Source organism: Arthrobacter sp. 05T444, assembly GCF_056395905.1.
Genome location: NZ_JBFTKK010000008.1, coordinates 59,634 through 73,451, shown reverse-complemented (window position 1 = coordinate 73,451; position 13,818 = coordinate 59,634). Strand labels below are relative to the sequence as shown.

Sequence of the window (13,818 nt, the reverse complement as noted above, 5' to 3'; positions counted from 1 at the left end):
GATTCCTGGAAACCGGGTTCCCGGAATCTGGAGGCGGGCGGCGGCAGGGCGCACCAGCCAAGGGTTCAAGTTTATCGCAGGGCCGGAAGCAACGCCGAAACAGGGCCAAAATGGAGTCTCGCCGGCCGCCGTCGGGTGCACTCCGAACGCCCTCCCCGCAGGTCTCAAATGGGGCACTTTAAGGCTTGTCTGTGCGGTTGTTGCTGTAATCTACGTCTAGGATGGTGCAAGCGGGAAACCGAGTACTTTTGATCCTGCCGGCAGACTTCCGAAAACCGGCATACCTGCAGGCCCGGCCTGCACCTGTGAAGGGAATGTTTATGGCTCGGAGCCCTGAAGAATCGCTGAAGGCGACTTTGGGGAGGGTAGCCCCGGGAACCCCCCTGCGGGATGGCCTGGAACGCATTCTCCGCGGACGCACCGGCGCACTGATCGTATTGGGCTCGGACCGGACCATCGAATCGATCTGTTCGGGCGGCTTCGACATTGGCATCGACTTTTCCCCCACACGGCTTCGCGAACTGGCCAAAATGGACGGTGCCATCATCTGCGACAAGGACGCCGGCAACATCCTCCGCGCCGCCGTGCAGCTGGTGCCCGACTCGAGCATCGAGACGCAGGAATCCGGCACCCGGCACAGGACCGCCGAGCGGGTGGCCATCCAGACCGGCGTTCCGGTGATCTCGGTGAGCCAGTCCATGCAGATCATCGCGCTGTACGTGAACGGGCTGCGGCACGTGCTGGAGGGTTCGGAAAAGGTACTGGCCCGCGCCAACCAGGCCCTCGCAACGCTCGAACGTTACCGGTCCCGGCTGGACCAGGTCACGAGCTCACTGTCCGCCCTGGAGATCGAGGCTATGGTCACCGTCCGGGACGTGGCCGTCACACTGCAGCGCCAGGAAATGGTGCGCCGGATTTCCGAGGAAATCTCGCAGTATGTGCTGGAACTGGGTGAGGACGGCAGGCTGCTGTCCCTCCAGCTGGACGAGCTCACCGTTGGCCGCGGGCCGGGCAGCGACATCATCATCCGCGACTACGCCGGGCCGAAGGCCTCCCCTGAGGACATCGACGGCGCCGTCAACGCGCTGCTCAGCCTCGGCCCCACCGAACTGATCGACCTAGGAAAAATCGCCGGGATCATCGGCTTCGCGGGCGGAGTGGACACCCTCGACGCCGTGGTGCAGCCGCGGGGCTACCGGCTCCTTTCCGGGCTCAAGGCCGTCCCCAAGGCCGTGGCGGACCGGCTTGTGGACCACTTCGGCGGGCTGCAGCACCTGATGGCCGCCACCATCGACGATCTCATGACGGTGGACGGAATCGGGGACCAGCGCGCCCGCACAGTTCGTGAAGGCCTCAGCCGCATGGCCGAAGCCAGCCTGCTGGACCGCTTCCTCTAGATCCTGGTCAGAGTGTCAGTTCAGCTGGAAGACGGTGGGCGGGCTTACCTTGGCGCCGAGCTTGGCAATGAACACGTAGTATCCGGCGCCGGCCGCGTCCGAGATCTTCTCGCAGCCCTGCACGGAGCGGTTGCGGGGCCAGGGGAAGTTCGCGGTTTCGCTCTTGCCCGGGGCGATCGTCTTTACCAGGTCGTTGCTGGAAGCCTGGCAGTCCTTTGACGAGAAAATCCGGTCAGAACCGCTGGTGACGAGGTACTCCATCTGGGATGTGCCGATGTTCACCTTGCACGGCAGCTTTCCGCCGTTGGCTACCTTCAGCGTGAGTACCGGCTTCTCGTCCGGACCATACGACGTCTTGTTTGTGGCCGCCGAGACCGTCACGAGTTTTTGGTCGCAGGTGGGCGACGCCGTCGGCGTGGCGGACGGAGCGGCGGAGGCCGCCGGCGCAGTCTGGCCGCCGCTCGGCTCGGATGCGCCCCCTCCTTCAGTCGAGGAAGCCTGCTCCGTCTTGGCGTTCAGGGCGCCGGACACGGTGGCAACGCCGCCCGCCGTGAGTCCCAGGACCAGCAGGAGCGCTCCCCCGGCGAACAGCCGACGTCGGCGGTAGACGGCGGCGCTCGGCTTGCGGGCGGCACGGGGCGCCGTAACGCCGGCGCCTTTTCCTGTGCTTTTGCCCGCCGGCGCCTTGCTTGCCGATGTTTTTCCTGCCGGTGTTTTCACTGCTTCTTCGTCCCCGTTGTGTCTGCTGATTTTCGCGGCCGCCCATGGCGCCGGGGACCGGCACAACCCGAATGCCGGTTTGCCGCCTGCCCGTCTTTCTAGGCTAGAGAACGCCGGGGTTTCCGGTGCCCCACCACGCCGTGCCGCGGCACAAACCATGCCCAATTCGTTGCACAATTTCCCGTGACAACTGTCAGCACGCTTACTAAAATTGAATCCCGGTTACCACTTATCGGGCCAAGTAGGAAAGGACCACTGATGGTAGATCATGTGTCTGGCGGTCAACTCGAACGCGTCCTGCTGCCGCTGACTTTCGGAAAACACCAGAGCCACGGGACGGAGTTCACAGTTCTCGCCGTTGAGATCTGGGACACCGGCATCGTGGTGAACCTGCACCTGGCTTCAACCAACGGAACCGAACCCCACACCCCAGAAATCGTCATCCACGATCATTTCGGTACCGAGTACGGGCTCGACCAGGTTGCTACGATCGGTTCCCGGCAGCTGCAGTTCTTTGCGCCTTCGATTCCACCCGGAACCCGGAGCTTGACCATCCGGTCAGTGGACGCCGAAGGTGCAAGCTTCGTGGTTGCACTGGCCGTGCCGGCTGCGAATGGCCGGGGCGGTGAAACCATCCACGGCCACGTGAAGCGCCTCTATCACCGGCCGGAACCCAGCCCGGACGTACACCAGGAGGCCAGCTGACAGTTCCGCTCCGATTCGCCCGACCGGATTTCAACCGAGCGGATTTCAACTAGAGTGTTGGCATCAAAACCACAACCGATTACCCCGCCACGTCCGCGACCGCCCGTCCGGAGCTGACCGAGATCCACGATTCCCTGGGCAGCTGGTTCGCGGCTGAGGCGCGGGACTTGCCGTGGCGGTCAGCCGCCTGCCCGCCCTGGGGCGTCCTTGTCAGCGAGATCATGCTCCAGCAGACGCCCGTGGTGCGCGTCCTGCCTGTCTGGGAGGAATGGCTCCGCCGCTGGCCCGAGCCGGCGGACCTCGCCCGAGAACCCGCAGGAGAAGCCGTCCGTTCCTGGGGCCGGCTGGGCTACCCGCGGCGCGCCCTCCGGCTCCACGCCGCAGCCGTTGCCATCGGGCAGGACCACGGCGGGCAGGTGCCCGCGGACTACGCCCAGCTGCTCAGCCTGCCGGGCGTCGGCAGTTACACGGCTGCCGCCGTCGCCGCCTTTGCCTATGGCCGGCGCGAGACCGTGGTGGACACCAACATCAGGCGCGTCCATGCGCGCCTCTTTTCGGGGACGGCGCTGCCGTCGCCCGCGCTGACGGCAGCAGAAATGCGGCTGGCGGCAGGGCTGCTGCCGGACGACGCCGGCACTTCAGTCCGGTGGAACGCTTCGGTCATGGAGCTGGGCGCCCTGGTCTGCACGGCGCGCGCGCCGAAGTGTTCCGCGTGCCCGGTACGCGAAAGGTGCGCCTGGCGGGCCGCCGGTGAGCCGCCGCCGTCGTACACGCCGAAAGGACAGGCATGGCACGGCACGGACCGGCAGGTCCGCGGTGCCGTGATGGCCGTGCTTCGGCTGGCTGATGCACCCGTACCTGCGGAAATGTTCCAGCAGGCACCTGCAGATCTCGGCTTCGAGGCGTCCGGGATCGGCGTTCCGCTCGCCGCCCTGCACCGGCTGAACTCGGCACCGGAACAGCTCGAGCGGGCACTCGCCGGGCTTCTGGAGGACGGCCTTACCGAGCTCCATCAGGGCGGCTACCGGCTGCCCGGCTGATGAGTGCAGGCCCGGCCGGACCCGGCCGGAAACCTGGAGCCGGGGGCGCGTTTTGGTCACAGTTTGGGAGTCGATGCGCCCAGGGCCATAACGATGTCTGCACCAGTTTCCGTGCGGCGGACCGGGCTGCCCGGCAGCGGCTCTACGCTGAAGTATGGGCAAGGCAGGGGTACTTTTGGCCACAATCACAACAACAGTCCTCGTCTCCGGCTGTCAGTCGTTCGAGGTCGCGTGTCCGTCGATTGCCCAGGCCCCCGGGGTGGCGGTGACAGTGGCAAATGACTACGCTGCCGCGGTCAAGGCGCTCCACGTCAAGGCCTGCCAGGACGGCACCTGCAAGGCGGCGGACGTTCAACTGGTACCGGGCACTGCATCGGCAGACCAGGGCTGCTCCCCCGATGCCGAGCCGCCGGGCGGCTACGGCCCCGGCAGCGTCTGCTCCGCCACGTCCTCACCCGACGGGACTAAGAGGGGCATCCTCCAGCTGGCCACGCTGAGCGAGTCGCCCCTGGACGTCACGGTTACGGGGGCCCTCAGGGACGGCAAACCGCTTCCGTCCCGGACCCTGCACTTCACGCCCAAGGGGAATTACCCCTTCGGCGAGCAGTGCGGTCGGTTCGTTTCGGCGTCGGTGGTGCTGAACGCAGCCGGTCTCCGTCAGGACGGCACGGCAGGCTAGCCATCAGGGTTCGCCGAAACCTGCCCTGACGAGGCTGCCGACATATTCGACCGCGCGCTCCGCATCCGGACCGGACGCCTCCACATGCAGCACCGACCCCTTGCCTGCTCCCAGCGTCATGAGCCCGGTCATCGATGCCCCGTCCACGCCGTTCACGGTGACCTCGGCGTCCATCCCGGAGATGCCGCCGGCGATCTTCGCCGCAGGCCTGGCGTGCATGCCCGCCAGGTTCACCAGCTCAAAGTCTCCGCTCGCATCCGGCGGCGTCTGGCCGTCCTCAGCAAAGGCGCCCGCGGACGCAGTTCCGTGCCTGGCAGGGGCATGCCCACCCGCAGGAACGTGTTGCTCGTCCTTGGGGCGTGAGGCGGGGTAACCGTGGGTGGCCTCGGCAGCGCGCCTGACAGCATGGACGCTGGCGCCGCCCTGCGCAGCCACGGCCGCCGCCACCAGGCCCTCAACAATCGGCGCGTCGGCGAGCAGAACAGTAGCCGTTCCCTCGGCAAACTCCAGGGCCGATTCTGCGGTCATCACGGCTGATCCGAGGTCGGTAAGCACCACCACGCCGTCGCCGCCTGATGCCTGCTCGAGGGCGGCCATCACCTTGTCCAGGCTGGTGCCGATTCCGCCGTCCGAGGTTCCGCCGGCCGGCACCATCATCACGTCCGGCGCCATCTGGGCTGCCAGTTCCACGGCGCCGTCGGCGATCTTGTCGCTATGGGAAACCACCACGATCCGCACGGTCATGCGGCGGCTCCGGCTGCTGCCCGGAGGATCAGGGCGCTGGAGGCCGCCCCCGGATCGCGGTGCCCGGCGCTTCTCTCGCCGAGGTAGCTTGCGCGTCCCTTGCGGGCCACGAGGGGATCGGTGGCCACAGCGCCGGCTTCGGCGGCCTCGGCCGCCGCGATCAGCACCGCGAGTGTGTCGCCGTCACCTGCCGCCGCCATGGCCGCTTCGACGGCCGGAGTCCACGCATCCACCATGGTCTTGTCGCCGGACTCGGCTTTGCCCCGGGCGACGATGCCGTCCCGCGCGGCTCCGAGCGCTGCGGCGAGAGCCGGAGCATCGACATATGCCGCGTCGCCTAGAGCCGTTGCCGCCCGCAGGAACGCCGTGCCATAGAGCGGGCCCGCCGCGCCACCCACCTTGGACATCAGAGCCATGGCTGTCAGCTTGAGCGCAGCCCCGGGAGTCTCGGGCGGGGTTTCAGCCAGCTTGTCCAGGACGGCCTGAAAGCCGCGGTCCATGTTTTCACCGTGGTCCGAGTCGCCGATCGCCCTGTCCAACTCGATGAGCTCCACCCGGTGCTCGGCCATGGCCTGCGCGGACAGCGTCAGCCACTTGACAGCCCAGGTGACGTCCAGGGTCACGGTCACACGCCCCGGCGCAGGGCGGCGGTGTGGACGGGGGCATCCCACAGCGCCGTCATGTCGTCGTCGAGCCGCAGCACCGAAATGGAGCAGCCCTGCATTTCGAGCGATGTGATGTAGTTGCCCACGAGCGAACGCTCCACGGTGGCGCCCCTGTCCGCCAGGACCTGGGCCGCGCGGCGGTACACGATGTAGAGCTCGCCCAGCGGCGTGCCGCCCATGCCGTTGACGAAGAGGAGTACCTTGTCTCCGGAAGCCACGCCGAGGTCGCTCAGTATCGGCTCCATCAGGCGGTCCGTAATGCCGTCCGCGGGTTCCATGGCGATCCGGTGCCGCCCCGGCTCGCCGTGGATTCCGATGCCGATCTCGATTTCGTTGTCCTCAAGGTCGAAGCTGGGCTTGCCCGCGTGCGGGACCGTGCATGCGGAGAGGGCCACGCCCATGGTCCGGACATTCTGGTTCACCCGGTCCCCGATGGCGGCCACCGCGTCAAGGTCGTCACCGCGCTCGGCTGCGGCACCGGCGATCTTCTCGACCAGCACTGTGCCGCCCACACCCCGGCGGCCGGCCGTGTACAGGGAATCCTCCACGGCGACGTCGTCGTTGACCAGCACCGTGCGGACCTCCACCCCCTCTGCCTGCGCCATTTCCGCGGCCGTCTCGAAGTTCAGGACGTCACCGGTGTAGTTCTTGACGATGTGCACCACTCCTGCCCCCGAATTGACGGCGAGGGTGGCCGGGAGGATCTGGTCGGGGGTGGGTGAAGTGAAGACGGCGCCCGGCACGGCGGCGTCGAGCATTCCCAGACCCACGAAACCGGCGTGGAGCGGTTCATGCCCGCTGCCGCCGCCGGACACAAGGCCAACTTTGCCCGCAACGGGGGCATCCCGGCGGGTGACATACTTCGGTTCTGCGCTGACGGTCACGAGGTCGGCATGGGCAAGCCCGAAGCCTTCCACTGATTCGTCCACCACAGCGCGGGGGTCATTTATGAGCTTTTTCACGGCCGGGCTCCTGGGCTCTCGGTGCTTCGTCATTGACATCGGTCAGGATGTGCTTTGACCCTACTACCGGCACCGCCCCTTCGGTAGCTCTGGCTGCTGCCATGTGCCCAAACCGCGGCCCCAGCTGCGGAAACGCCGGAAGGGACAGCCCCCAATGACTGTCCCTTCCGGCGTCCGAAAAGTTTATCCAGCAAATGTACAAAAGAAAAGATATGACTTTGGGGAAGTTGAGCGGATTTTGGTCTGTTCCAGCGTAAATTCGGCGCGGGCAACGCTCGGAGAGCGGCAGCATCAACCCGGGCGGGCAGCCGCCCGCCCGGCGACGCAACGCCCCCGGCAAGGAACCTAAAGGGTCCTGATCATCCGGGTGTTGCCGAGCGTGTTCGGCTTAACCCGGGCGAGGTCCAGGAATTCTGCCACGCCTTCGTCGTGCGAGCGCAGCAGTTCCGAGTAGACCTGGGGGTCCAGCGCCGACTGATCGGCCATCACCTCGAAGCCATGCCGCTTGAAGAAGTCCACCTCGAATGTCAGGCAGAACACGCGCGAGACGCCGAGCGCCGCTGCTTCCTCCAGGAGGCTTTCCACCAGGACATGGCCAACGCCCTGGCCGCGCCAGGCGTCCGAAGCAGCCAGCGTGCGGACCTCCGCGAGATCCTCCCACATCACGTGCAGGGCTCCGCAGCCGATCACCTCGCCGTCGGTCGACTCCGCAATCCGGAACTCCTGCAGGCTTTCGTAGTAGGCCACCGTCTCCTTGGCCATCAGGATCCGCTGCTCCGCCAGGGGCGCCACCAGTCGCTTGATGGCAGTCACGTCGCTGGTGCGGGCGGGGCGGATGGTGAAGGAGTCAGTCACAGCCCCCATCTTACGGCGGCCAGCTCACAGGCCCAGTTCGGCAGGCAGCGGGATGTTCTTGTCCAGCAGGTTTTTGGCGAGGAAGTGTTCAACCACGCCGTACCAGACCTTGGCGTGCTGCGGCTGCAGGATCCAGTGGTTCTCGTCCGGATAGAATAGGAAGCGGTGGCTGGTCTGCCCGTTCTCGTCGGCGGCGAGCCCGGACTTGGAGAGCAGTTCGTACCAAAGCCGCAGGCCTTCGCCGATGGGCACCCGGTAGTCCTTGTCCCCATGAATCACGAGCATGGGCGTCCTGATCTTCTCCACATGGAGGTGCGGCGAATTCTCCAGCGCCATCTCCGCCGTCATTTCCTTGAGCCAGTACTGCGAGGCGTCAGTCGTGGGCCCGAACTGGTCCAGTGCCCACAGGCTGGCGTGGGTCACAATCGCCTTGAACCGGCTGGTCTGCCCGGCCACCCAGTTCGCCATGTAGCCGCCGAAGGATCCACCCATCGCGGCTGTCCGCGTTTCGTCGATGTCCGGCCGCTGTACCACAGCGTCTGTGATCGCCATCAGGTCGGTGAAGGGCGCCTTGCCCCAGCCGCCCCAGCCGCGCTGGATGTATGCCTGGCCGTAGCCCGTGGACAGGGCCGGGTCCGGCAGCAGGACCGCGTAGCCTTTGGCCGTGAGCAGCCAGGGGTTCCAGCGCCACGTCCACGCATTCCAGGATCCCAACGGGCCGCCGTGGATCCAGAGGAGCAGAGGTGCCGGGCTTTCCGCTGACGCCCCCGCCGGCAGGGCAAGGTAAGCGGGAATCCGGGAGCCGTCCGCCGCGGTCGTCTCCACGCGCTCCAGCGTCCCCTCAAAGTGCGGCCGCCCGGCCGGTGCCGGGAGCCTGGTGACCGCCCCGGCGGCGAGGTCGATGCGCACCGGTTCCGACGGAAACTCGTAGGAGCTGCGCAGCGCGTACGCGCTCCGGCCGTCCGGTGAGACCACGACGTCGGTGTAGGCGGCTGCGTCCGGCGTCACCCGGGCGACGCTCCCCCGGGCGGCTCCTGCCGCAACCGTGACACTGAAAACCGGGGACGCGCCGTCGTCGTCAGCCGTGACCAGCAGTGCGGAACCGTCCGGGAGCCACGCTTCAGGGTGGGCCCAGCGGTCCCAGTCGTGGGCCAGTGGCGTGAGGTCTTCCGCGTCCGCCTCCCCGGACACGTCGAGCAGGTGAAGCTTGACCTGCGGGGCCTCCTGGGGAGTCGTGTCGCTTTCACTGACAACGGCGAGCGTCCGCCCGTCGGGGCTGACCGGGCCCGGGAAGTAGCTCATGCCTTCCTTGTCGAGAAGGACTTTCTGCGTGCCGGTGGCGACGTCCACGGCCACGAGGACCGAGCGGAGGTCCGCCTTGGGCAGGGGCTTGGCGAAGCTCGTGTAGATGGTTGTGCCGTCCGGGCTGACAACGGACTCGGCCTCGCGGAGCCTGGACCCCGCGTTCGGGGTGAGATTCCGCAGCTTCAGGGGCGCGGCGCTGTCCACCGTGTCTGGCTTTGACGGCTCCTTGTCGGGCCCGGGTTCCACTGCGAAGAGGCGCGGCTGCGCGGGGCCGAGGTCGGCGTCCCAATACCGCACGGGGTATTCGCTGTGGAGGATGGCCGCCACTTTGTTGTCCTTGCGCGCTTTCCGGCGTTCGGCGTCGTTGTCCTCGTCCGTGGAACCGGCAAGCACCGATGCCGCGACGAAAGCCGCGTCCGCGTTCCTCGCCGCCATGACCTTCTCCACGCCGCCGGCCCGGGCCAGCACCACCCGGGCCTCGCCGCCGCTGGCTGGCAGGAGCCAGAGGGCGTTCACGGGGTCACTGTCGGTGTCCGTCTTCTCCGGATCGGGGCGGGCCGAGGTGAAGTAGACGTCCCCGTTGGCCGCGAACACGGCACCGGCCTCGCCCTTGGCGCTGCGCGTGATCCGGCGGGCCTGTTTCTCGCCCGCAGGGTCGATTTCCCACAGGGCCGTGCCGTACTCGGTGCCCGTGCTGTTCAGCGTGGCAACGGTGGTGACCAGCCGGCGCCCGTCCGGGCTCAGGGCAAGGCCGCTGACGCGCGGGATCGCCAGATAGTGGCCAACGTCGTGGAAGGGGGTCGCAGGTTGGTCGCGCAGGATCGCTGCGTCATCAGAAGCCATGTGCCGATTCAACACTGCCTGTGCCATGGATCACAGATGCGTTCACTGACAGTGAAACAGTACTTTCAGACTACGCGGGCGGTACGCGTGATCGGCCTGTGCGCTGCGGCAGCGGCACGCAGGAGACCCCGCCTGCTCCCTTGCGGGTGCGGGCGGGGCCTCGATGGAGCAGAGTGCGGCTGGAGCCTAGGCGCTCGGAGCGATCTCCGGGATGCGCGGCTTGGCGTTGCCGGCGAAGGTGAACTTGGCTTCGTCTCCCTCGCCGTCCACATCCACCACAACGATGTCGCCCGCGTGGATCTCTCCGAAGAGGATCTTCTCGGATAGCTGGTCCTCAATCTCGCGCTGTATGGTGCGGCGCAGCGGCCGCGCACCCATTGCGGGATCGTAACCGCGCGTGGCCAGGAGCACCTTGGCTGCCGTGGTGAGCTCGATTCCCATGTCCTTGTCCTTGAGGCGCTTCTCGAGGCGGCCCACGAACATGTCCACGATCTCGATGATCTCGTCCTGGGTCAGCTGCGGGAACACCACGACGTCGTCAACACGGTTCAGGAACTCAGGCCGGAAGTGCTGCTTGAGCTCTTCCGTGACCCGCGCCCGCATCCGGTTGTAACCGGTCTGCGTGTCCGTGCCGGACTGGAAGCCGGTGGCGACGCTCTTGGAGATGTCCCGGGTGCCGAGGTTGGTGGTCATGATGATCACGGTGTTCTTGAAGTCCACCACACGGCCCTGGGAGTCGGTCAGGCGGCCGTCCTCCAGGATCTGCAGCAGGGAGTTGAAGAGGTCCGCGTGGGCCTTTTCAACTTCGTCGAACAGGACCACGGAGAACGGACGGCGGCGGACCTTCTCGGTCAGCTGACCGCCCTCTTCGTAGCCGACGTAGCCCGGAGGGGCACCGAAGAGCCGCGATACCGTGTGCTTCTCCGAGTACTCGGACATGTCCAGGGTGATCAGGGCGTCCTCTTCGCCGAACAGGAACTCGGCAAGGGCCTTGGCCAGCTCGGTCTTGCCGACGCCGGTGGGGCCGGCAAAGATGAACGAGCCGCCGGGGCGCTTCGGATCCTTCAGCCCTGCACGGGTGCGGCGTATGGCCTGGGACAGGGCCCGGATGGCCTCGTTCTGGCCGACTACGCGCTTGTGCAGCTCGTCTTCCATCTTGAGCAGTCGCGAGGACTCTTCCTCGGTCAGTTTGAAGACCGGAATGCCCGTTGAGTTGGCCAGGACTTCAGCGATCAGGTCCTCGTCAACCTCGGAGATGTCGTCCATCCCGCCGGTCTTCCAGTGGCGTTCCTTCTCCGAGCGCTCGGTGATGAGCTTCTGCTCCTTGTCGCGGAGCGCTGCGGCGCCTTCGAAGTCCTGCGCGTCAATCGCGGACTCCTTCTCCATCTTCAGCTCGGAGATGCGTTCGTCCATCTCCTTGAGCTCCGGCGGAGCGGTCATGCGGCGGATGCGGAGCCGGGCACCGGCTTCGTCGATGAGGTCGATCGCCTTGTCCGGCAGGAAGCGGTCCGAGATGTAGCGTTCGGAGAGGTTCGCTGCCGAGGCGAGGGCGCCGTCGGTAATCGTGACGCGGTGGTGCGCCTCGTAGCGGTCACGCAGGCCCTTGAGGATCTCGATCGCGTGCGCAACCGAAGGCTCCTTGACCTGGATGGGCTGGAAGCGGCGCTCGAGGGCGGCGTCCTTCTCGATGTGCTTGCGGTACTCATCCAGCGTGGTGGCGCCGATGGTCTGGAGCTCGCCGCGGGCCAGCATGGGCTTCAGGATCGAGGCCGCATCGATCGCGCCTTCAGCGGCACCGGCACCCACCAGGGTGTGGATCTCATCGATGAACAGGATGATGTCACCGCGGGTGCGGATCTCCTTGAGGACCTTCTTCAGCCGCTCTTCGAAGTCACCGCGGTAGCGGGAGCCGGCCACGAGGGACCCGAGGTCCAGCGTGTACAGCTGCTTGTCCTTGATGGTCTCCGGCACGTCGCCGCGGACAATCGCCTGGGCAAGGCCCTCGACGACGGCGGTCTTGCCGACGCCGGGCTCGCCGATCAGCACCGGATTGTTCTTGGTGCGGCGGGAAAGGACCTGCATGACGCGTTCCATTTCCTGCTCGCGTCCGATGACGGGGTCCAGCTTGTTCTCGCGGGCAGCCTGCGTCAGGTTCCGGCCGAACTGGTCCAGGACAACTGAACCCGCAGGGGTGCCTTCGGCCTGGCCCTGGCCGACGCCGGCCCCAGTGGTCTCTTTGCCCTGGTAGCCGGACAGCAGCTGGATGACCTGCTGGCGGACACGGTTGAGGTCCGCCCCGAGCTTCACCAGCACCTGGGCCGCAACGCCCTCACCCTCACGGATAAGGCCCAGCAGGATGTGCTCCGTGCCGATGTAGTTGTGGCCGAGCTGCAGGGCTTCGCGCAGCGAGAGCTCCAGCACCTTCTTTGCACGGGGGGTGAAGGGGATGTGGCCGGAGGGGGCCTGCTGGCCCTGCCCGATGATCTCCTGCACCTGCTCGCGGACGCCGTCGAGCGAAATGCTCAAGGACTCAAGAGCTTTGGCGGCAACGCCCTCACCTTCATGGATCAGACCCAAGAGGATGTGTTCGGTACCAATGTAATTGTGGTTCAGCATGCGTGCCTCTTCTTGGGCAAGCACAACTACGCGACGGGCACGGTCCGTAAATCGCTCAAACATTTCGCCACACTCCTAGCTACGACGTACTTTGATGCTACGTGGGCAAGGCATGACTTGGGGAGCTTGTTCGCCACAGGGGAAACCGCAACTGTTGCGCACCTCCTTCCGCGGGCCGCCGGAACCATCTCTCCGGTGTCGGGAAAGGGCCGCAGCGCATGTTCACGTCCAGTTGCGCGCTGCCCGGGCGCTAATTAGCAGCCGGACCGCAAATGGGGATTTTAATGACCGACCCGGAACATTCGGAATTTCGTCCCGGCCGAACTACGGGAAGGGCCAATCCGGACTGTGGGGCCAGGAAGTTTCGCTCGCCCGCGAAGATTCGCGGGGATGAGGAGGATTCCTTCGGTAAACCGAATACAGTTGCCCGCAGATTCCTCCGAACAAAGAGGGAAGCCTGCTGATTAATGCCGCGTGCAGTACTCGGTGCTTAAAGAGCGGCGCCCCCGGGTCAGGCCGGGGGCGCCGCTCTTAATGCTCAGGACTTCAGCAATCTAGGAATTAGCCTTTTGGTACGCTTCCTGGATTTCAGCCTGGATGCGGCCGCGGCTATTAACCGTGTAGCCGTGGTCCCTGGCCCACTGGCGTATCTGCGCAGAGTCTTGGTTGCGTCCGCCTGCTGCCTTGGTGCGGGCAGGGCGTCCGCCGGAAGTTTTGCGGCCAGCTGCAACAAAGCGTTCCAGGGCTGACCGCAGTTCTGAAGCATTGGCAGATGACAGGTCAATTTCGTAACCGACGCCATCCAGCCCAAAACGGACAGTTTCGTCCGCCGATCCCCCATCCAGATCGTCAACGAGGACGATATTAACTTTCTGTGCCATCAAAGTTCTCTCTTTGGGAAAGGGACGTGTAATCAGAAAAGCAGGATGTTTCCCTATGAAGTATGTCCCTCAATAAGGCAACGCGTCAAAACACGCTTTGGTTCCATGGGGAAAACCCGGGGAAGAAATGTTGCCTGTTATTTGTCGGATTCCGTCGAGGGAGCCGAAGGGCCTGCGGGCGGAAATGCCTCCCGGGCATTCGGCTGCAAATCCGGGCGGGTACCCGGCTGCCTCTTTTCCTGCCCCGCGGCCTGCGCGGCCGCTTCCGCCTGCGCGTCGGCTTCGGCCTGCGCCCTGGCCTCGGCCTGGCGCTCGGACTTGTCCGCGTTGAAGATCGACTTCATGGCGAACCAGAAGATCAGGCCCACCACGAGGGAGGGCAGCAGTACGGCTACATACTCCATGG

General features: G+C 66.0%; 13 protein-coding genes. 4 read left to right on the top strand and 9 right to left on the bottom strand.

Going from position 1 to position 13,818, the window contains the following annotated elements; translation table 11 throughout:
* Positions 1–320: 320 nt before the first annotated feature.
* Positions 321–1,397, top strand: a complete 1,077-nt coding sequence (disA, locus tag AC1DD3_RS09890; RefSeq protein ID WP_230117888.1) for a DNA integrity scanning diadenylate cyclase DisA — start codon at positions 321–323, stop codon at positions 1,395–1,397.
* 15 nt (positions 1,398–1,412) lie between these two features.
* Here the strand turns inward: disA and AC1DD3_RS09885 are convergent, their stop codons facing one another.
* Positions 1,413–2,117: a hypothetical protein gene (locus AC1DD3_RS09885; RefSeq protein ID WP_230117887.1), complete on the bottom strand. Its 705-nt coding sequence runs from the start codon at positions 2,115–2,117 to the stop codon at positions 1,413–1,415.
* Between the two features lie 258 nt (positions 2,118–2,375).
* On the opposite strand from AC1DD3_RS09885, the gene AC1DD3_RS09880 reads away from it, so the two are divergent.
* The 3 genes from AC1DD3_RS09880 to AC1DD3_RS09870 all read left to right on the top strand — a co-directional run bounded on the left by AC1DD3_RS09880 (position 2,376) and on the right by AC1DD3_RS09870 (position 4,541).
* Entirely contained in the window at positions 2,376–2,822 is a 447-nt protein-coding gene (locus tag AC1DD3_RS09880; RefSeq protein WP_230117886.1) for a hypothetical protein, read from the top strand.
* A 221-nt stretch (positions 2,823–3,043) separates the two neighbouring features.
* Positions 3,044–3,862 carry an HhH-GPD family protein gene (locus AC1DD3_RS09875; protein ID WP_476881582.1) on the top strand — a complete coding sequence of 273 codons (819 nt, stop codon included), beginning with the start codon at positions 3,044–3,046 and terminating at the stop codon, positions 3,860–3,862.
* Between the two features lie 175 nt (positions 3,863–4,037).
* A complete protein-coding gene (locus tag AC1DD3_RS09870) occupies positions 4,038–4,541 on the top strand; it encodes a hypothetical protein (RefSeq protein ID WP_476881530.1) in 504 nt (167 codons plus the stop codon).
* 3 nt (positions 4,542–4,544) lie between these two features.
* Here AC1DD3_RS09870 and dhaM read toward each other — a convergent pair whose 3' ends face one another.
* The 8 genes from dhaM to AC1DD3_RS09830 all read right to left on the bottom strand — a co-directional run bounded on the left by dhaM (position 4,545) and on the right by AC1DD3_RS09830 (position 13,816).
* Positions 4,545–5,285, bottom strand: coding sequence for a dihydroxyacetone kinase phosphoryl donor subunit DhaM (gene dhaM / locus AC1DD3_RS09865; protein ID WP_476881529.1), 741 nt, complete (start codon positions 5,283–5,285; stop codon positions 4,545–4,547).
* On the bottom strand, positions 5,282–5,908 hold the full coding sequence (gene dhaL, locus AC1DD3_RS09860; protein WP_230117883.1) for a dihydroxyacetone kinase subunit DhaL: 627 nt from the start codon (positions 5,906–5,908) through the stop codon (positions 5,282–5,284). The genes dhaM and dhaL overlap by 4 nt, the downstream gene beginning before the upstream one ends.
* A 2-nt stretch (positions 5,909–5,910) precedes the next feature.
* A complete protein-coding gene (gene dhaK / locus AC1DD3_RS09855; RefSeq protein WP_230117882.1) occupies positions 5,911–6,912 on the bottom strand; it encodes a dihydroxyacetone kinase subunit DhaK in 1,002 nt (333 codons plus the stop codon).
* 345 nt (positions 6,913–7,257) lie between these two features.
* Positions 7,258–7,776: an amino-acid N-acetyltransferase gene (locus AC1DD3_RS09850; RefSeq protein WP_476881528.1), complete on the bottom strand. Its 519-nt coding sequence runs from the start codon at positions 7,774–7,776 to the stop codon at positions 7,258–7,260.
* Positions 7,777–7,791: 15 nt separating this feature from the next.
* Complete coding sequence (locus AC1DD3_RS09845; protein WP_476881527.1) at positions 7,792–9,915, bottom strand: S9 family peptidase; 2,124 nt, start codon at positions 9,913–9,915, stop codon at positions 7,792–7,794.
* Between the two features lie 186 nt (positions 9,916–10,101).
* Positions 10,102–12,594: an ATP-dependent Clp protease ATP-binding subunit gene (locus tag AC1DD3_RS09840; protein WP_230117879.1), complete on the bottom strand. Its 2,493-nt coding sequence runs from the start codon at positions 12,592–12,594 to the stop codon at positions 10,102–10,104.
* A gap of 491 nt (positions 12,595–13,085) precedes the next feature.
* Positions 13,086–13,412 (bottom strand): histone-like nucleoid-structuring protein Lsr2, encoded by a 327-nt coding sequence (locus tag AC1DD3_RS09835; RefSeq protein WP_230117878.1) that lies wholly within the window; start codon positions 13,410–13,412, stop codon positions 13,086–13,088.
* A gap of 137 nt (positions 13,413–13,549) precedes the next feature.
* Positions 13,550–13,816, bottom strand: coding sequence for a hypothetical protein (locus AC1DD3_RS09830; protein WP_476881586.1), 267 nt, complete (start codon positions 13,814–13,816; stop codon positions 13,550–13,552).
* Positions 13,817–13,818 lie beyond the last annotated feature (2 nt).

Excerpts from the sequence above, each read along its gene's own strand:
- disA (WP_230117888.1), top strand. The coding sequence starts at position 321 with ATGGCTCGGAGCCCTGAAGAATCGCTGAAGGCGACTTTGGGGAGGGTA.
- AC1DD3_RS09880 (WP_230117886.1), top strand. The coding sequence starts at position 2,376 with ATGGTAGATCATGTGTCTGGCGGTCAACTCGAACGCGTCCTGCTGCCG.
- AC1DD3_RS09875 (WP_476881582.1), top strand. The coding sequence starts at position 3,044 with ATGCTCCAGCAGACGCCCGTGGTGCGCGTCCTGCCTGTCTGGGAGGAA.
- dhaM (WP_476881529.1), bottom strand. The coding sequence starts at position 5,285 with ATGACCGTGCGGATCGTGGTGGTTTCCCATAGCGACAAGATCGCCGAC.
- AC1DD3_RS09850 (WP_476881528.1), bottom strand. The coding sequence starts at position 7,776 with ATGGGGGCTGTGACTGACTCCTTCACCATCCGCCCCGCCCGCACCAGC.
- AC1DD3_RS09845 (WP_476881527.1), bottom strand. The coding sequence starts at position 9,915 with ATGGCTTCTGATGACGCAGCGATCCTGCGCGACCAACCTGCGACCCCC.
- AC1DD3_RS09840 (WP_230117879.1), bottom strand. The coding sequence starts at position 12,594 with ATGTTTGAGCGATTTACGGACCGTGCCCGTCGCGTAGTTGTGCTTGCC.
- AC1DD3_RS09835 (WP_230117878.1), bottom strand. The coding sequence starts at position 13,412 with ATGGCACAGAAAGTTAATATCGTCCTCGTTGACGATCTGGATGGGGGA.
- AC1DD3_RS09830 (WP_476881586.1), bottom strand. The coding sequence starts at position 13,816 with ATGGAGTATGTAGCCGTACTGCTGCCCTCCCTCGTGGTGGGCCTGATC.